The 16227-nt window shown below is 65.9% G+C and carries 21 protein-coding genes; 13 read left to right on the top strand and 8 right to left on the bottom strand.

Features of this window, described 5'->3' with window-relative positions; all coding sequences use genetic code 11:
* Window positions 1-154 precede the first annotated feature (154 nt).
* Both AC6I9V_RS14025 and AC6I9V_RS14020 read right to left on the bottom strand, forming a co-directional pair.
* Window positions 155-823, bottom strand: coding sequence for a recombinase family protein (locus AC6I9V_RS14025; protein WP_497899855.1), 669 nt, complete (start codon window positions 821-823; stop codon window positions 155-157).
* A gap of 135 nt (window positions 824-958) precedes the next feature.
* Complete coding sequence (locus AC6I9V_RS14020; RefSeq protein WP_497899854.1) at window positions 959-1306, bottom strand: hypothetical protein; 348 nt, start codon at window positions 1304-1306, stop codon at window positions 959-961.
* Between the two features lie 705 nt (window positions 1307-2011).
* Here AC6I9V_RS14020 and AC6I9V_RS14015 point away from each other — a divergent pair.
* From AC6I9V_RS14015 to AC6I9V_RS14000, 4 genes are all read left to right on the top strand, one after another.
* Window positions 2012-2458 carry a hypothetical protein gene (locus AC6I9V_RS14015; RefSeq protein ID WP_497899853.1) on the top strand — a complete coding sequence of 149 codons (447 nt, stop codon included), beginning with the start codon at window positions 2012-2014 and terminating at the stop codon, window positions 2456-2458.
* 148 nt (window positions 2459-2606) lie between these two features.
* Window positions 2607-3275, top strand: a complete 669-nt coding sequence (locus AC6I9V_RS14010) for a DUF7255 family protein (protein ID WP_497899852.1) — start codon at window positions 2607-2609, stop codon at window positions 3273-3275.
* Between the two features lie 402 nt (window positions 3276-3677).
* Window positions 3678-4007, top strand: a complete 330-nt coding sequence (locus AC6I9V_RS14005) for a hypothetical protein (protein WP_497899851.1) — start codon at window positions 3678-3680, stop codon at window positions 4005-4007.
* A 7-nt stretch (window positions 4008-4014) separates the two neighbouring features.
* On the top strand, window positions 4015-4530 hold the full coding sequence (locus tag AC6I9V_RS14000) for an HNH endonuclease signature motif containing protein (RefSeq protein ID WP_497899850.1): 516 nt from the start codon (window positions 4015-4017) through the stop codon (window positions 4528-4530).
* A 534-nt stretch (window positions 4531-5064) separates the two neighbouring features.
* Here the strand turns inward: AC6I9V_RS14000 and AC6I9V_RS13995 are convergent.
* The 3 genes from AC6I9V_RS13995 to AC6I9V_RS13985 form a co-directional block, all read right to left on the bottom strand.
* Window positions 5065-5835, bottom strand: a complete 771-nt coding sequence (locus AC6I9V_RS13995) for a metallophosphoesterase (RefSeq protein WP_497899849.1) — start codon at window positions 5833-5835, stop codon at window positions 5065-5067.
* A gap of 609 nt (window positions 5836-6444) precedes the next feature.
* Window positions 6445-7155: a hypothetical protein gene (locus AC6I9V_RS13990; RefSeq protein WP_497899848.1), complete on the bottom strand. Its 711-nt coding sequence runs from the start codon at window positions 7153-7155 to the stop codon at window positions 6445-6447.
* Entirely contained in the window at window positions 7148-7870 is a 723-nt protein-coding gene (locus tag AC6I9V_RS13985; RefSeq protein ID WP_497899847.1) for a hypothetical protein, read from the bottom strand. The genes AC6I9V_RS13990 and AC6I9V_RS13985 overlap by 8 nt, the downstream gene beginning before the upstream one ends.
* Window positions 7871-8513: 643 nt before the next feature.
* On the opposite strand from AC6I9V_RS13985, the gene AC6I9V_RS13980 reads away from it, so the two are divergent.
* Together AC6I9V_RS13980 and AC6I9V_RS13975 are read left to right on the top strand one after the other, a co-directional pair.
* Window positions 8514-8849 carry a hypothetical protein gene (locus AC6I9V_RS13980; RefSeq protein WP_497899846.1) on the top strand — a complete coding sequence of 112 codons (336 nt, stop codon included), beginning with the start codon at window positions 8514-8516 and terminating at the stop codon, window positions 8847-8849.
* A 61-nt stretch (window positions 8850-8910) separates the two neighbouring features.
* Window positions 8911-9444 (top strand): hypothetical protein, encoded by a 534-nt coding sequence (locus AC6I9V_RS13975; protein WP_497899845.1) that lies wholly within the window; start codon window positions 8911-8913, stop codon window positions 9442-9444.
* Window positions 9445-9514: 70 nt separating this feature from the next.
* Here AC6I9V_RS13975 and AC6I9V_RS13970 read toward each other — a convergent pair whose 3' ends face one another.
* On the bottom strand, window positions 9515-9700 hold the full coding sequence (locus AC6I9V_RS13970) for a YegP family protein (protein WP_497899844.1): 186 nt from the start codon (window positions 9698-9700) through the stop codon (window positions 9515-9517).
* Between the two features lie 117 nt (window positions 9701-9817).
* Between AC6I9V_RS13970 and AC6I9V_RS13965 the strand changes: the two genes are divergently transcribed.
* The 7 genes from AC6I9V_RS13965 (at window position 9818) to AC6I9V_RS13935 (ending at window position 13384) form a co-directional block, all read left to right on the top strand.
* A complete protein-coding gene (locus tag AC6I9V_RS13965; RefSeq protein ID WP_497899843.1) occupies window positions 9818-10252 on the top strand; it encodes a RelB antitoxin-like protein in 435 nt (144 codons plus the stop codon).
* Window positions 10249-10686 carry a cytotoxic translational repressor of toxin-antitoxin stability system gene (locus tag AC6I9V_RS13960; RefSeq protein WP_497899842.1) on the top strand — a complete coding sequence of 146 codons (438 nt, stop codon included), beginning with the start codon at window positions 10249-10251 and terminating at the stop codon, window positions 10684-10686. Before AC6I9V_RS13965 ends, AC6I9V_RS13960 begins: the two co-directional genes overlap by 4 nt.
* Before the next feature lie 48 nt (window positions 10687-10734).
* A complete protein-coding gene (locus tag AC6I9V_RS13955) occupies window positions 10735-11112 on the top strand; it encodes a hypothetical protein (protein ID WP_497899841.1) in 378 nt (125 codons plus the stop codon).
* Window positions 11109-11444, top strand: coding sequence for a hypothetical protein (locus AC6I9V_RS13950; RefSeq protein ID WP_497899840.1), 336 nt, complete (start codon window positions 11109-11111; stop codon window positions 11442-11444). Before AC6I9V_RS13955 ends, AC6I9V_RS13950 begins: the two co-directional genes overlap by 4 nt.
* Window positions 11445-11491: 47 nt before the next feature.
* Window positions 11492-12172 (top strand): helix-turn-helix domain-containing protein, encoded by a 681-nt coding sequence (locus tag AC6I9V_RS13945; RefSeq protein ID WP_497899839.1) that lies wholly within the window; start codon window positions 11492-11494, stop codon window positions 12170-12172.
* Entirely contained in the window at window positions 12162-12887 is a 726-nt protein-coding gene (locus AC6I9V_RS13940; RefSeq protein ID WP_497899838.1) for a hypothetical protein, read from the top strand. The genes AC6I9V_RS13945 and AC6I9V_RS13940 overlap by 11 nt, the downstream gene beginning before the upstream one ends.
* Before the next feature lie 293 nt (window positions 12888-13180).
* Window positions 13181-13384, top strand: a complete 204-nt coding sequence (locus AC6I9V_RS13935; protein ID WP_497899837.1) for a hypothetical protein — start codon at window positions 13181-13183, stop codon at window positions 13382-13384.
* Between the two features lie 128 nt (window positions 13385-13512).
* On the opposite strand, the gene AC6I9V_RS13930 is transcribed toward AC6I9V_RS13935, so the two are convergent.
* Window positions 13513-13698, bottom strand: a complete 186-nt coding sequence (locus AC6I9V_RS13930; protein ID WP_497899836.1) for a hypothetical protein — start codon at window positions 13696-13698, stop codon at window positions 13513-13515.
* A gap of 477 nt (window positions 13699-14175) precedes the next feature.
* Entirely contained in the window at window positions 14176-14592 is a 417-nt protein-coding gene (locus AC6I9V_RS13925; protein ID WP_497899835.1) for a hypothetical protein, read from the bottom strand.
* Between the last annotated feature and the right edge of the window lie 1635 nt (window positions 14593-16227).

Here is a 16227-nt window from a genome sequence, read left to right as displayed (position 1 = left end):
AGCAAGCAAACGGGATCACTCCTGGGCGTTGTCAGGTCATTGGTCTGCAATTGGGTCCACTTTGGTCCTTCAAGATAGTGCAAGAGCACAGGACCATGCGTAGACGGTCGGCCGCGGACGCCTCAGCTGGTGACCGGCTTCTCGGACTCAGCGGTCAGTCCCGGGCCGGCAGCGGCTTGCTGTGGGCGTACTGGGAGCGTCCGCGGCCGAGAACCACAGGACGCTCTGGCTGCACCGGCTGCTCGGCGCCACGCTGCTTCAGGTACCGGTAGAGCGTGGCCCTGGACCAGCCGACAGTCTCGGCGGCGCGGGTGGCCGTCTTGCCTTGGGACAGGAGCTGGCGGGCGACCTCGAGCTTGGCCTCCACTGTTTCCTGCTTGACCGGCTTCTGGCCGAATTTCACGCCCCTGGCCTTGGCAGCCATGACCCCGGCGCGGACCCTCTCGTTGATGAGCTCGCGCTCGTACTCGGCCAGGGTGGCAAACAGGCCCAGCTGGAGCCGGCCCGACGCCGTAGAAGGGTCGATGCCGTCGACCAGGGACCGCAGCCCGATCCCGCGTTCCTGCATCTCGGCAACCGTGTTGAGGACATCCATCAGGGATCTTCCTAGCCTGTCGATGCGATAAACCAGCACGGTGTCCTCCCTCCTTGCGTAGGACAGCAGCGCGGTCAGCCCGGGCCGCTCCCGTGCGGCCTTGGCACCCGAGAGCTGGTCGAAGTAGATGTGTTCTTCCGGCACGCCGGCTTCGGCGAGCGCAGCGAATTGCATCTCGCCGTGCTGGTCGGTGGTGGAAACCCTGACGTACCCCAAGAGAAGTCCCATGCCGCAAACCCTAGATCGGGGGTGTGTCATTTTGCCTCGAGGGCTCGTGAGACTCCCCCAGTGAGACAGACTCGGTGAGACACTTCTGGTCCTTTCAGGGCTCAAAACAGCGGCTCGGGGAAGTTTCCCATCAAGCTAGAGTTTGTGAGACTCGCCCGCATCCGCTTCGGGCAGTACAGCCGTCGGGCTGTCCCGGAGCTTCAGGACGATGAAGACACCGATCTCGAGGACCAGCACGATGGCCCACAAAGCCAGCGCGATGGCGCCGAGGTAGTACTCCTCCGGTATCCCCGCGCCGAAGATTGAACCGGGCTCCATACGCCGGGGCGTGGAGAACCAATAAATGGCCATGACGGGCAACCCGGTAACCAGCGTCCAGAATGTAAACCAGTAGAGCCGTTGGCGGGCGAGGCGCAGTCCGAAGTTCACCACCCAGAGCACGGCCACGCCCAGGACCAGGAGCTCCGCGGCCGCTGGCCTCATACCGCGCCCTGCCAGCTGGACCACGGGGAGGTGCACCGGCAAGGGATCTCACTCACCCGCGCTGTGTCCGTGTCCCCCGACGTCATGCCGCCAGCCTAGCGCCCGGGGAATCCCTGCCTGCAGCCGACCCGACTGCCGGCGACGCGCTTGAGTGTGACTCCCCTTATCGACGGCTTGCTTTCACACCTGTCGGCCGTAGCTACCGAACACTTTCGCGGGCGCTCGGGCGCTAGGTGTCGGGCGTTCCACAGTGCCCAAAGCGGGCCGGGAGCCGTCCGGGTTTCTACGAGGGCCGAGAAATGGAGGGCTCGAGGAGTGCGAAGGCGGGCCTCGCTCATTGACGGCGGGGCCGTAGACTCCGGATCGAACATGGGCGACACCAGACCAACGGAATCGGAAGCGAAGCAGGACGACCATGAATAAGCACCCGACGGAGCCCAAGGCGGCCGGCGTCAATCGTCGCATCAGGGTTATCACGCACAGCGCGCCCACGGGCTCCCAGCATCGAGTTCAGGCGGCCGCGGCATGGTTGCGCGTGACCTTCGACGAGCGCCTCTGACGGGCGACACCGGCGAAGACCAAAGCCCTTGCAAAAGAGGTGCTTCCGTGCCCGATCCGGGCGACAAGATCTCCGAAATCCTCGGAGGCAGGCACCGGATCAGGGCATGTATGCTCAAGCCAAGGGCGTTCAACCAAAGGTGCGATATGAGTAACGAAGAATGGGTCAACAAAGATGTCCGTATCCCAGAGGGAGCGTATCTGGCGTCATCGCGCGAGACTCCTGGCGCTGAACGTGCCCTTCTGTTCGAACGCGAGACGGGCAATAACTTGGGTCCTGCAGAGCTGAGGGATCCGGAGCCCCAATCAGACTCAGACGATTCGGATCCCGATAGGGCACTTCGCGACGCTATAGCCATTGCGATAGGCGCCGTGCTGACCTTTGTCGTCGTCAAGGGCCCGGACATGAAGCGGGGATTGGACGAGAAGGTGATTCCGGCCGTCAAGGCTAAGTGGAGCGCGGCGTTTAGACCTCGCGGAGCCGACAAACAAACGGATGCGGCCGAAGGTGAGCCGTCAGATACTGAAACCCGGCCGCATCTTGCCCTGGTGAAGGACGAAACTGACTCGGGCTCCGCAGCGCCGGCAGCCTGAGGACCACGGAAACGGTTGCGACTTGCGGCTGCCGTTCGTGCCCCCTCGTCGATCGGGCAGTTCCCGCTAGCCGCCGGAAGGCGAAACCATCCCCGGCGGAAGCACAGCGCACGTCGCCGACCGTGACCGGGCGTGGCTAGGATGCAGCATGGGCAATACGGAACGACGCGCCAGATCCTTCAAGTCATCTTTGGAGGCGGCCGGCTACAGCGTTGTGTGGAAGCCGAGGAAGTCTGCGGTGCCCTGGGCGACTGCAGGCGCTCTTCCCGACGAGGTGGTTGGCGCCCTCATGTCCATCTTTCGGGAGCTGGGAGGTGTAGCCGGCCCGGCCGAGCTGACACCGCAAGCCTGGGACATGCAGGCAGACAACGTGTTGATCGAGTTTGATGAAGACCTGCATTTCAACCGCTACAGGACGCTCGTGCTCGCGGCACCTTGGTACTCGCGCCTGCCATGGTCCGAGGCCTACAGCGGCTACGCCCTCTCGTTTGAAGACATCTGCCTTCGGGCCGGGAGGCACGGAGGGAAGTGGGCCTCCGAATCATCGGACAGGATGTTTGGTGGCTCGGACGATGAGGGCGTCTTTGGGGAGCTGGGGTCTTCACGGTGGAAGCAGCGGGCCATCTACGACGCACTGAAGGACGCGTACGCCTACTACTCCCCTGACGTGGCTTTGGCCCGTGTGTCCATCCACGACGATGTCAACGGCTTGAACATCGGCTGGGCAACCCAGCGTGGCATCACCTTCGAACCTAAGGCCCTACGCGCCTTCATCCAGTCCCGGACGATCGCTAATGACGAGATGTTCTCAAGATGATCTGTTCCTGTGTTCCCATCAGTCTCTCCCGGTGGCAAGCCGCAGGGCCCCCGCCTCTTCCGGCCGGAAAGTGGTCTGAACCGGATGGCCCAGTCGTACCGGCCACCCATCCGGCGAAAGTAACACGGCCCCGACTGGTGGCAATGCCTTCAATCATTCGCGGCACCAGCGGAGTCTGGATGCAATACGACTGCATGCCTCACCCGGAAGGTCCGCTAAATGACTGTCCTAATCGGCGACACGTAGACTACCGACCGGCGCGTCTTGGCCCCTGACGCTGGCATAGCGCATTCGCGAACGGTACGTCACTTGCACGAAGGCCAGAGCCGGCGAAGGTCGCAATGCCTCACTTGAAGGACGATCGAAAGGTTGAATGTCAGGGCTCTCATCTAGCCTGGCTGCATGGCAGACGTTGTTCTTGACTCTGAAGCCGGCTCCTTCCGGGTCCGGACAGCAACAGGGTCGCTGTATCTCCTCGAGCTCGAAGCCAGGCGGCTCACCCGTTTTGCGGCGGCAGTTGAGCCCAGCGTCGACCACCTGGACGTGGGGACGAGTGTCTTGAGGCGCGATGGCGAGACGCTTCACCTCTACAAGCTCATACGCTTGGCGGTGGGCCTCCCGGCGGCCTTCCTGCTGCAGGTTCGTATCGACGAACCTGGCGTCCTCACTTTGCGACGCACAAGCCGCGTTGTTGAGATCTTCCCACTTGCCCATCCAACGAGAGCGGAGTAGCTACACCGTGACCACAGCGGAAGAATTCTATGCCTACTACACACAGTCAGGGACCGCGGGCTGGTTCAGCCGTCTCGGGCCATTGGGACAAGCCATAATTCGATGCGATGGCCCCGCCGTCTTGGAGATTCTGAAGTCCCGCTGTGAGATCGACCCAGAGAATCTTGGCGGATGCTGGATCTGGGTAGGGGCTAAACGGTCGGGGTACGGCTTCATCGGTCGGGGACCCACTAACCGGCTCGCCCACAGGGTCGCCTACGAAGCCGCGCGCTCGTTCACTGAGGAGCTGGGCTCTCTCACAGTCCATCACAAATGCGGACGGCGCCTGTGCATAAACCCTCAACACCTGGCACTGGCGACCCATCTAGAAAACACCGCCGAGATGTTTGGTCGGCAGGCCTTCAAAGCGAGAATTTCGGCACTGGAGGATGCCCTCCGGTTACTCGATCCAAACCACCCGCTACTTAAAAGGTTGCCAAAACCGCTCCCGCCCGAAGAGACGAATCCTCTAGAGGATCAGTAGCCTTGCTTCTCCCGTCTCCCAAGTGAGGGGCAGGGCGATGCACCAGAGCTCATCGGACGGGCGAGTCCACCCGACGCTTGTTCGACGGTAGGGCTCTGTCTGGTGCCGCTCATTCGGAACGTCAACGAATAAGGATAATCTGCGGCATCGACTGGGTAACCGCAACGCGCAAAGACAAAGACCCGCACAATGACATCGACGTCGCCAACAAGCCCCTAGACGCAAGCAAGCCACCGACGCGGCACCGCGTGGAACGTCAGCAAGGGAAGGCATCCCGCCGATATTTGGGGCAATGTCGCCACGGGACACCACGCCAGTAGTTTCTATCATCCGACTCAAAAATGAAACCCGGTACGTGGAAGCCCCGGTTTAGGAAGGGGGCTCCGGGTATTCTCCGGCAGCGCGATCGGAATCGTATTCTGCTAGCCGCTTGAGGAGTTCACGGTCATGCTCCAGAATGCAGACTAGGGCGGCTTCCAGCTCCGGTTCGCTTCCCTTCATGGCACCATTCTGGCGATAGTCCATCGCTCGCGACTATCCCTTGACAACGAGTGGCTCGATTTCTAGAGGGACGCCCGGCCAGACGATCACAGCGTTACCGGCGGCGCTTCCGTTCATGTCGAGGACATCCACCCGCGTGATCGAGCCGTCCGGGTGGTCCAGAACATCGATTCGCCGCTGATGCCAGTGTCCTGCGAAGACTTGCGCCGGTTTAAGACTGTCAACAGCGTCCTGAAGAAGGTACCGACTAACATCGGCGCGCTCTGCTATGGCGCGCGGCAGATCCTGAAAGCCACTCTTGAGCCCCCGGAACCCCATAGGAACGTCGTGAGTAAGGAGGATGTCCACCGGGCCACCCGCTACGAGGCGGTTGATGTCCTCTTGGGTGACCTCCTCCTCCGCCCACCAATCCTTGCCCTCAGTGCGGTACTGCTGGTCCACGGAATAGCCGCCCCCGACCCCGCCAAAACGTAAGCCTGAGTACTCGATACGGCCGCCCCTTGGCAGGTACAAGATGTTCTGACGCACACGTGCCAGACCATCACCCTCGACGGTTTGTCGGCGCAGTTCTGGGTGCGCGTCGTGGTTGCCGTCAATGAAGACCAGATCCATTAGACGATCGGAGAGCGCGCGGTCGAGCCTACGGTCGAATTTGTATTTGTCTCGGCCAGGCCAGCAAACGGCCAGGTCTCCGACCTGGAAGATGCGGCTCGCTCCCACCGCCGCCGCTGAGCGAACCAGTCGCAGGGCCCATCCGGTATCACCGTGAAGATCCCCTGCCACGACAAACGGAGTGTTCCCCATGGCTCGAGGGTACCTCCACCCACCGCTCCTGAGGTCTCGCAGAGATAAGGCTCGTCTCGTTCGGCCGCCAGCCGCGGGAGAAAAACATCGGTGCCCGTGCCCAATCGATTGTCGAGGACGACCATTCCGTGCCCTGGCGCGGTCGACGTTGCCGCACTGTCTGGCACCCCCGTCCAACTCCTGCACCGTGTTACGCCTGTGGCACCGGCAGGAGGAACGCTGCCGAATTTCCTCTTCCAAGCGAAGGCCTCCCTTTCGCTAGGCAGCGGCGCACCCGACTCCTCCGCGACGAGGAAGTGCCACCCTTTGGGCGAGGCACCGACGGATTACACTTTTTCCCTGGGCCCATATGCCTTACGTCGACCCGGACGACTGCGAATCGCCGTGTAGGTCGATGATTCAGCATTTCTCCAGCCTGACACGGACGGCCACCTTCTCTGACCGGCGGCCCTGGCTCCGGCAAAACCGTCCCGGCGCCAACCGGCTCCGGGGGTTCCTGGTTCCTGTTACCAGACTTGCGATCAGGTTTCGATCCGGAAAGCGGTCTTCGAATTCTCTTCCATGGATGTCGCATGTGTGCGGATATGGCGACACGTCTCCCCGCCCGGGTCAGGCGGCCGGGCGTTTCCCGCCAGGGCGCTTGCGCCAATGCCATGCCGAGGCAGCCGTCACCAGGAGCGCGCCGAGGGCGGCAAGGATGAACGGCGCCGGCGAGGCCGGGGTGGTGTCGGAGGACTGTTCGGCCTTGACCGGTTCCGCCGTCGGGGAAGGGCTGGCGCTGGTCGTCGGCGTGGGAGCCGCCACCGGCTTCGCCGTTGCCGTGGCGGTGGCCGCGGCGCTCGGGATCGCTGCAGGTTCGGCCGGCGCCTGGGCGGGAGCCTCCGCCTGGGCCGGGGCGTCGGCGGGTGCGCCGACGGCGGGACCGTACCCTTGCGGGGCCTGGGGTGCCTGCGGGACAGCATTGCCCTGGTAGGGCGCTGCCGGTGCGTTCACCGGGGCGGGAACGTTCACGGGAGCCGGAGCCTGGATCGGTGCCACGTAGGGGGCTGGGGCTGCAGGTGGGGCCACGGGTGCTCCGCCTCCGCCGGGGGCGACCGGCATGGCACCACCAGGCACGGTGGATCCACCGTTGCCGATGGTGCCGGTTCCGCCGCCGCCCACCCCGCCGTCGCCGGTCGGCGAGCAGTATTCGGCGCCGTTAGGTGCAGTGACGGCGACGTAGCCGGGTGCGCAGGTGATGGCCTGTGCCGGTGCAGCGGCGCCGAAGGTGAGGGCCGCGGCGGTCGTCACGGCGGCCAGGGCGGGGATCGTTTTACGCATCGGTGCTTCCTGCTTCCATGGACCCGGCCGGTCCGGCTTCGGGGGTGCGGCGGCTGGTGCGCGCCCGGGCGACCAGCACGGCGGCAAGAGCCGCGATGAGGAGCCCGGCCAGGGCGTACGGCCACGGATCACTGTGCTCGGTGCTGGCCGACTGGTTGTAGGTCAGCGCGGCCGCGGGTGACGGTGTCGCGGACGGCGACAGTGTCGGCGTGGCAGAAGCCGACGGGGACGGCGTTGCCGTGATGGTTGCGGCCGCCGCTGAGGGTGATGCCTCCACGGGTGCCGGGCCCGGGGCCTCCCCCGGGACGGCTGCGGCCGGAGCCTCGACGGGCGCTGCCGGGACGATCACCGTACCGGGCTGTACGCCGGGGACCGGAACCTGGGCCGGGGCGTACGCCGGGGCCTGCGGGGCGGGTGCCTGGGGCGCAACGTAGGGTGCCGGCATGGGCGCGGCAGGCGGCGGGACGTTGACCGGCGGCGCGTACGGCGCGGGCGCCGGGGCGGCCGGCGCCGGTGGTGGCAGGGCGATGTCGTTGGACCCGCCGCCGCCGACTCCCCCGGACCCGGGGGCGGTTCCGCCGGCACCGTTGTCGTAGCAGACCTGGGCGCCGTTTGGTGCGGTCGTGCAGACGATCGCGGCGTGGGCGGGTGCGGCGGCCAGAAGTGCCCCGGCCATGATGGTGCAGCCCAGGGCTGCCCTGAGAAGTGTGCGCATTGTTCCCCCAATACCGCCGGTCCTCACCGGCTCCGGTCAGTCTAACCGAGCGGAAGCGGTGCGGGGCCGGGGACAGACGGACCCACCGGGCTCACGGCCGCTAGGACCAGCAAAGGGTTTGCCCCGATGACGAAAGAAGGACCAGGCCGGTCTTACCGGAAACTTCGAGAGAACCGAACCGCGGCGTCTATCTCCCCCGGGACCGACTTCGAGCGTGCAAAGGCGGCCGCGAGTTTGGAGTGCTTCCGAGCGTCCAGCAAAGCCGTGCCGGCCGATGCCAAACCCCGTGCTGCCACCCAAATACCGGTGGCGCGTGAATCCGGTGAAGAACGACATTCCTAAGCCTGAGCCCGTTTGCAGTTGCCGGATACAGGCGTCTGCGAACACCGCGCGAAACCAGCTTGGCAAGGCGCCAGATTCGCAGCGAGCAGCGGTGCGTCTTTCCTGCGGTCGATGTGTGAACCGAGACGCAGCGGCACGTGAAGCGGTGGACGAAAACATTGACGCATCACGAAACCGGACCTTCAGCCTGGCGATGACCGTGAACACGGCCACGGCGGAACTGCTGTGCCGCTGAGTCGTGCCGGGATCGGCTAGGATTCGGAGCAGGGCCTCCGACGGGCGTCCCGTCACTGGGGGAACATTGAAGATTTCACGCAATATCGCCGCGGTCCTGCTCGTCGTGCCCGGCCTGCTGCTTGCACCCGTCCCGGCCCAGGCCGCGACCGTCTGCGGCACCGCACCCAGCGGGGCGCAATATTGCTACGACAACGGCGCCGGTACCGGCGGGTCGAGCGGAGGCTCCGCAACGCCGTCGCCGACCCCGGTGTCCGCCGAGCGGGCCTCCAGCGCCGAGCCGTTCAACCCGGCCCCGGTCCTCGTCCTTGGCGGTGCCCTGCTCGCCGTCGCCCTGGCCTGGCTCATCCGGCCCGCCCGCACTGCCGCAGTACGGATCGTGGCCCGGTCAGCCGACCGCTAAACCCGTCCACGGCACGTGCCGCCTTGGCGCGCTGCCATCTTCGAATCATAGGAAATAATCAATGCGTAAACACCTTGCGGCCCTTGGGGTTGCGGCCCTCCTCCTGACCGGCTGCTCGGCCCAGGCCACCCCCGCTGCCTCTTCCGCTCCCGCCGCTGCCGCCAGCGCGTCGACGCCCAGTGCGACGCCGACCCCGACGCCTACTCCCACACCGACGAAGGCAGCCGACGCCACCTCGGTGGCCACCGCGCTGAAAGCCAAGGTCGCCACCATCACGGCCGTCACCCCGCTGACCGAAGCGAACGACACCAACAAGCTCCTGGGCCGTCCCGGCCAGTACACGTCGGCCGCATGGATCACCGATTCGGGCGCCACCGCCGGCGCAACGGGCGTCGACGGCGGAGCCGTCGTCGAAGTGTTCGCCACCCCGGCAGACGCCAAGACCCGGTCCGACTACATCCAGGGCGCGCTGGCCAAGATGGGCCCTGCGTTCGGCACCGAATGGCACCACCTGGACGGCGCCACCCTGCTACGCGTCAGCGGCAAGCTCAACCCGAGCGTGAACGACCAGTACACCGCCGCCTTCGGCAAATAGCCCGAGCAACACCGAAGCCCGGCCACCCCACGCGGGGCGGCCGGGCTTCGTCATGCCAGAAGCGGGACGGTCAGGCCTCCGCGGTGAGGTCCACGACGTCGCCGGAGGCGTTCTTCTTCACGGATTCGACCCCGTTCATCGCGCTGGCCTTCGTCTTGTAGGACTCCGAGGAGGCGATCGTTTCGCCGTTGCCGGCCTTGAGCCGGAACCGGTAGCCGCCGGACTTGTCCTTGTAGACCTCGAACTTGCCTGCCATGGGTGCTCCTTCGTTTGATCTGCCGGCCGCGCGGGCCGCTGGGCCACACACTACCGAGGGGCAGCCCGGCAGGCCAGCAGTACGCGGCGTACTTGACGTACCTGACATACTGGACGCATGAACACCGCAACCCCGACGCCGGACCGGCGCGCGCTGGGTTTCACCGAGGCGCGCAGCTCCTTCAAGGACATCCTGGACACCGCCGACCGGGGCGGGCTGACCGTTGTGCAGCGGGGCACCGGGTCTGCTTCCGTGGTGAACACGACGCGGTTCCTGCAGTATCTTGTCTGGAACACCCCGGCGAACGTCCAGGTCGTGAACGAGGACGGCGCCTGGGCCATGTTTATGCCCGGCCTGCCGGTCGCCGCCGAGGGGACCACCCTGGGCGAGGCCACCGCTGACCTCATTGAAGCCCTCCGTGAGTACGCCGAGGACTGGGAAGACCATCTCCACGCTACTCCGAACCACACCGGGAACTGGGCGCTGGTGCAGATTGTCGACGCCTCCACGGACGAGCAGCTGGCCCGGTGGCTGACCGAGAGCCACTCTTGAGCATCAAGCACCCGCCGGGGACACGGGATGACCACCAGACGTTCTGCACCACCGAGAAATGGGCCCCGGTGAAGAACGCCCGCGGGAAGAAAGTCCGCCACCACCCCACCTACGAGCTGGCCCTCCACGACGGCCGGATCCTGCGGACCCGCATCTCCCGCCCGGTGGACCGGACCACGTACGGGCCGTCCCTATGGGGCGCCATCCTCCGCGACCAGCTGGAAGTGACCGCGGACGTTTTCTGGGCGTGCGTCAAAGACGGCACCCTCCCGGACCGCGGCGCACCCGAGGTGCCGGCAGAGGCACTCCCCCTCCCGCTCGTCATCCAGCTGACCAGGACCGCCGGCCTCTCCGAGGAGACGGTAGCCGGGATGAGCAAGGCCGACGCGGTCCAGGCGCTCAACGACTACTGGACGACCCAGCTGCACGACTGACCCCGCCGCCGGGTGAGGGAAGCGGCGGCAGCCGCACACATCAGGTCCATGACACTTCGCCAGGAAGCCCGGGACCCGGCCACCGCGCCGGAACGCCTCCACGAACTCATCCACCTGTCCGGGGACCGCGGCCACTGCGACGAGGACGCCGGCTGGTGCCGCGAGTACGTCGCCGCCAACCCGAGCGCCGCCCCGGAGACGCTGCGTGAGCTCGCCACCGACGCCGACGACTCGATGGCCCGGTTCAACGCCGCGAAGAACCCGTCCCTGGACGAGGACACGCTGCGGCTGCTCGCCGAGGACCGGCTCGACTTCATCGCCAACGCCGCCCGGGAGCACCTCGGGATGCCGCTGCGTCCACGTCCCGGCTTCCACCTCCCCGGCGTCCCGTCCTTCGATCCGCGCACCGGACGGATGACCCGGTGAGCATCGCCACGATCGAGGGCCGCCAGGCGCTGGCCGAAGACATCGACGACGCCGACTACATCGGGCGCCTGCTCGCCTCCGCCGCAGACCCCGGCTTCGCCGGCATCTCCTCCCTGGGCATCTTCTCCCGGGGCGCCGCACGGTTCCGTGCCACCCGGATGGCCACCGATGAGGACGTCCTGTTCTTCCGGATCGAAACCGGGACGGGCCCGGACCGGAAAGGCACCTACCCCCGCGACGCCGAGACCGGGGAGCTCGTGGCTTTCCGGGGCGCCGTGTTCGTCCAGCAGCTCGGCCGTGATCGTTTCCCCGCCGGGCCGTTCTGGCGCTGAACCTAACCCGGGTTACATAATGGTGGCGCAATCGCTACCATTATGAAATGGCATTGAGTGTTCCCGAACTTGCAGCACGACTGGGTGTCGCGGAAAGCCGCGCCCGGTTCCTCGTGTCTTCCGGCCGGATCCCCGGCCAACGCGTCGGTGGCCGCTGGGTTATCGAAGAATCAGACGCCGCCGCCTATCGGCCGCCGGCCGCCGGCCGACCGCTGAAAGAACACAACGCCTGGATCTTCATCCAGGCCCTCGACTACTTCGAGGACAGCGAGAAAGACTGGGCCAGCCCCCTGCTTCTGGATGCCGTGGCGCAACACCGGCTCGCTGCCCGTATCGAAAAATTCAAGGCCTCCGATGAACCCCTGGACCTCGCCTTGTCGCTGCTGGCCTGCCGGGCCGACCGGTCGAAGTTCTCGGCTGACCCGGCCGACCTGGAGGATTTGAAGGCCGACCCGCGGCTGAGGCTCTCCGGGGTGTCCCACCCCGAATCGGGGCTGCTGGCCGGGGCCGAAGTCGAAGCTTACGTCCGGCGGAAAGAACTGGGCAGCCTCGTCAGAGACTTCCTGCTCGTCCCTGCCTCCGGCAACCGCGCCAACGTGGTGCTGCACGCCGCCGACGAGGTGCCAGACGAGATCCCGCTGCTGGTGGCCGCCCTGGACCTGGCCGAGCGCGGCGGAGCCAGGGAGCAGGACGCTGCGAGGAAGCTCGTCATGAGTCATGGCCATTGACCTTCCCGCGATGCCGGCAAACCAGCGCGCCGCCTGGAAGTCCGTATTCGACATCCATGCCGCGGTGCCCGAGGGATGGGTGCTGGTCGGCGGCCAGGCGGTCTACCTGCACGCCGTCGAGCGGCAGGCTGTGTTGGTCCGGCCCACCCTGGACGCTGATGTCGCCCTGGACATCAGGGCGTTCCCGACCATGCTGGCGGATTTCACGGAAGTCCTGGTCGGGCTGGGCTTCAAATCGAAGGGCCAGTCCCCGGAAGGCCACCAGCACCGCTGGGAGACAGGCCCTGCGGTCGTCGACGTCCTGATCCCCCGGCACCTCGGCGAACGGGCCGCACAGCGTCCCGGGATCACCGGAGGCACGGCCATCGCCGCCCCCGGCGCCCAGCAGGCCCTGGACCGGATGGAAACCGTTGAAGTCACCGCCGGCGTTGCCACCGGGAAAGTGAACCGCCCGTCCCTCCTGGGGTGCCTGGTCGGCAAGGCCGCCGCACTGTGCATCATGGACGATCCGCTGTGGGAGCGCCACGTCACTGACTTCCTGACCCTTGCCAGTGTCCTGCGCGCCTCTGATCTGCGCGGCGCCACCTATGGAAAAGCCGACAAGGAGCATCTGGGCAATATGCTGGGCCGGCTGGCCGCTGAGCCGCGCCTCCTGGGTCTCCTGCCCGAAGGCGGCCCGGGCGTCGAACGGCTGCGGATCTCGCTGCACGCCTGACGGATCAGCCAGGGGAGCCCCGGGACTTGCAGCCGTCCGGCGAAGCCGGCGTTCATCGAGGAGTTCATCGACGACGTCGAATGTCGTCCCGTGGAACGTCAAGGAGAGGACGGCACAACATCATCGATTTCGGAGTAGAAGATCACGTCCGGTGGGACGCGTTCATTCCAGTCCCAGGGGCGTTCCGTGATGAGCTCTTCGATCGCCGCGATGACAACACGGTGGACTGCGGCGGCAACCCGGGTGACAATTGAGGCGACATCGATGACGACACAGACGGGCAGGGGTCGACGATGGAAATGGCACACCCGAGTACCCGGCGTCGGCCGGGCCAGGAGGGGCACACCGTAGTGCCCTCGCACCGCCCCGCGTCCGTCACCCCCGATGAGCGGAAAGTCCAGATAGCAGCCGCCAAGGCCAGGGTCACTTTGGACCGGCGCCTCGGCGTCGAAACCGAGGACTGGATCGTCGCGCTCTCCCAGGAGAAGCCCGAGTAAGACCGGCCGCCCGGACCTTCTCGGCTTTTTGGCGCGCTTTCTGCGCCGTGGCCTTCTCGGCTTCTTCCTGAAGCCACTTCGCCTGCGCCTCGGCGTCGGTGAACACGCCGTCATCCTGGCCTGGAGGCTCATCGCGGTGATGCGCCCACAGTTGCCCGCGCCGAATCCTCGGCATCGGCCAGGTACGGCCCTTTGAGCAAGCTCGTGGCAAGGGCCGTTTCGTTGCCGAACTTCTCAGCGACGGCCAGCCAGTCCGGGACGTAATCGCGGCCTTTCTTGGCACCGGGGCCGCGGCCGGCCTTGTCCGCCTCCACGAGCCAGGCCCAGGTCTGCAGCCCCCGGCGTGGTCCAGGCGGCGCAGCAGCCTGCGCACGGCGGAGTCGCTGATCTCCACGTCCCCGCCCGGGTTGTGGCACATGTGCCGGTCGATCAGCGGCAGGATTTTCTCCGCGTGCCGGCCGGGCGCGCCGACTCGTTCCAGGAAGTCCCGCGCCGGTTGCATTCCGGATTCGGCGTGGCCGCTGGGGGTGACCCGGCAGTCGTGGTCGATCACGGTGGAGTCGGTGTTCCCGAAGTCGCGGGTGATCGCGGCCAGGTCCAGGATGGAGGTCTCTTCCTCGTCGAGGCCGTCACGTTGGGTTATAGGACAAAATGTGTGTCTGCGAGGGCCCTGCTTTCCAGCGCTGGGGCGACGGCGGCCGAGCATGGAATATGCCTCGTGGCGTGCGCCGACCACATGAAGACCGGGAACCTCGTCGGCGAGGGCGGGCTCTTTGACCCAAGGTTGCTCGCTAACCATTCCAATGGTGTCTCGGCATGCGTCCGACCACCAGGCTGCCCCGCTTCAAACGGTGTTCCAGCCCGCGTCCGACCACCAGGCTGCCCCGCTTCAAACGGTGTTCCAGCCCGCGTCCGACCACCAGGCTGCCCCGCTTCAAACGGTGTTCCAGCCCGCGTCCGACCACCAGGCTGCCCCGCTTCAAACGGTGTTCCAGCCCGCGTCCGACCACCAGGCTGCCCCGCTTCAAACGGTGTTCCAGCCCGCGTCCAACCACCAGGCTGCCCCGCTTCAAACGGTGTTCCAGCCCGCGTCCAACCACCAGGCTGCCCCGCTTCAAACGGTGTTCCAGCCCGCGTCCAACCACCAGGCTGCCCCGCTTCAAACGGTGTTCCAGCCCGCGTCCAACCACCAGGCTGCCCCGCTTCAAACGGTGTTCCAGCCCTACGCGGGAGACGCTATCGTCACATGTGACCGCGCGCAAATCGCTTTGTCGCCAGAAGTGTCACTGCCCTGGCTATGGGTCCTTACCGAAAATGCTGGCGGTCCCGCTTCAGCCCAGCGATTTCTGTTGCCGGAACCTGAAGCCTTTCTAAAAAATGAAACTACCTGCTAGACGGAAGCATCGCAAGTCCCGCAAACACCGCGAGTTCCGCTGCCCGGGGAGTTCCATGGAACGCATCCTGCCGGAACAGGGCCGCTATGCAGCCAAGCTTCGGAAACAAGCGTCCCCGAAGTGTGGAGGCAGCCAGAGAATCAGAGGCGAATACAGTGCGGACCGACCAGGACCGACCCAGAACCGACCACTGTGTGGGTCGCAAGATCCGCGCCAACACTGGGAAGGAGGGCCCTTATATATATATAACCGACCAAACCGACCAGTTAACTACTACTACATAGGAGGCCCTCTGCATTCCCTTATGTCTGCTCTTACTCTCCTATAGGCATACCTCCCACTGGTCGGTTTGGTGTCCACATGCCCAAAATCCGCGCCAGCACTGGGATGTAGCCTTGCCCGCGTCGTGTCCACTGGTCGGTCGGTGTGGGTCACTGACCCATTTTTCGATCCGAAGTGGTCGAAATCCTGCATGCGGTCTTCGATCACGAAGAATTGCTCCGTTTCCGACCATAGCGCCGGAGCCGTTTTCACTCAGTCTTCTCAAAACCAGAGTTCACTCACCTTCGCAGACGGACCAAACTCGCGTTGATCGTTAGGTGATCGCCGCCGTAGGGCTACACGCGGCGAGCCTCGGAAGGGTCGTGCGGATGCCATGCACGACGCTGCAGGCTGTCACGGGGCGGATATTTCGACGGCTCCCGCGCCATCCAGGCGACCGACTGCGAACTCTTCTCGGGACCGCCGCACGAGCACTATGGACTCGATCGTGCCATCCCCACTCGCGCTCTTCCCCCGTTCCACCAAAGGTGGTGCGTCGCCGGCGATAGCCGTGAGGCCGGTCCGGTTGCCTGCCGGCCGAGCCGGGTGTGGGCATATTAAGAGGACTCGGGGCTTCGCCCCTCGCCCCTTCACTCCCGGTCCGTCTCCCGTGACGAATGGCTTCCTGTGTCCTGCGGGATGAAAGACTTCATGTTTCCTCGCGGCTGCGCCGCGGGCACCCGCTGGCGCGGGCGCTGCGCGCTGCGCGCGGACGCCGGCGTGGTTGGCCTGGGCGCGTTGGTCTTGGCCGCGGTCCCGTTGACTCGGACGCTGCGCGTCCTCCACCGTCCCGTTCCCTTCCCGCTGGCTGATCGTTCACTCGTTCCGGTGACACGCGGCTACGCCGCGGGGTGCGGGGGCCTCACCGGCGGTGTCTTGTCTTGACGGCGGTGGCGCAGGCGGCGGGCGGGGACCGTCCCGGTGGCGTCGTGTGGTCAGTCTCGCTGGCGTCTCGGATGGCTGAACAGGGCTTCGCCCTAAGGGAGCTGACTGGCTGCTCGTGCTTCTTGCTGCCGGTTCGCAGACGAGCGGCTTCGCCGCAGGGGGCTGCCCGGTCCGGGATCCTCTTCGTCCACCGGCGCGCTGGCGTATCGGTGACCTTCATGGTGTGCTGGCGGTGAGCCAGGA

The organism is Arthrobacter sp. SlRoot2-15, assembly GCF_059739345.1.
The sequence above is the reverse complement of the archived record's forward strand: the minus strand, read 5'-3'. Positions and strand labels throughout refer to the sequence as shown.

What these genes read in the sequence shown, in the direction of transcription:
- AC6I9V_RS14025 (WP_497899855.1), bottom strand. Translation starts at nt 823, where the DNA reads ATGGGACTTCTCTTGGGGTACGTCAGGGTTTCCACCACCGACCAGCAC.
- AC6I9V_RS14020 (WP_497899854.1), bottom strand. Translation starts at nt 1,306, where the DNA reads ATGAGGCCAGCGGCCGCGGAGCTCCTGGTCCTGGGCGTGGCCGTGCTC.
- AC6I9V_RS14015 (WP_497899853.1), top strand. Translation starts at nt 2,012, where the DNA reads ATGAGTAACGAAGAATGGGTCAACAAAGATGTCCGTATCCCAGAGGGA.
- AC6I9V_RS14010 (WP_497899852.1), top strand. Translation starts at nt 2,607, where the DNA reads ATGGGCAATACGGAACGACGCGCCAGATCCTTCAAGTCATCTTTGGAG.
- AC6I9V_RS14005 (WP_497899851.1), top strand. Translation starts at nt 3,678, where the DNA reads ATGGCAGACGTTGTTCTTGACTCTGAAGCCGGCTCCTTCCGGGTCCGG.
- AC6I9V_RS13995 (WP_497899849.1), bottom strand. Translation starts at nt 5,835, where the DNA reads ATGGGGAACACTCCGTTTGTCGTGGCAGGGGATCTTCACGGTGATACC.
- AC6I9V_RS13990 (WP_497899848.1), bottom strand. Translation starts at nt 7,155, where the DNA reads ATGCGTAAAACGATCCCCGCCCTGGCCGCCGTGACGACCGCCGCGGCC.
- AC6I9V_RS13985 (WP_497899847.1), bottom strand. Translation starts at nt 7,870, where the DNA reads ATGCGCACACTTCTCAGGGCAGCCCTGGGCTGCACCATCATGGCCGGG.
- AC6I9V_RS13975 (WP_497899845.1), top strand. Translation starts at nt 8,911, where the DNA reads ATGCGTAAACACCTTGCGGCCCTTGGGGTTGCGGCCCTCCTCCTGACC.
- AC6I9V_RS13970 (WP_497899844.1), bottom strand. Translation starts at nt 9,700, where the DNA reads ATGGCAGGCAAGTTCGAGGTCTACAAGGACAAGTCCGGCGGCTACCGG.
- AC6I9V_RS13965 (WP_497899843.1), top strand. Translation starts at nt 9,818, where the DNA reads ATGAACACCGCAACCCCGACGCCGGACCGGCGCGCGCTGGGTTTCACC.
- AC6I9V_RS13955 (WP_497899841.1), top strand. Translation starts at nt 10,735, where the DNA reads ATGACACTTCGCCAGGAAGCCCGGGACCCGGCCACCGCGCCGGAACGC.
- AC6I9V_RS13945 (WP_497899839.1), top strand. Translation starts at nt 11,492, where the DNA reads ATGGCATTGAGTGTTCCCGAACTTGCAGCACGACTGGGTGTCGCGGAA.
- AC6I9V_RS13940 (WP_497899838.1), top strand. Translation starts at nt 12,162, where the DNA reads ATGGCCATTGACCTTCCCGCGATGCCGGCAAACCAGCGCGCCGCCTGG.
- AC6I9V_RS13935 (WP_497899837.1), top strand. Translation starts at nt 13,181, where the DNA reads ATGGAAATGGCACACCCGAGTACCCGGCGTCGGCCGGGCCAGGAGGGG.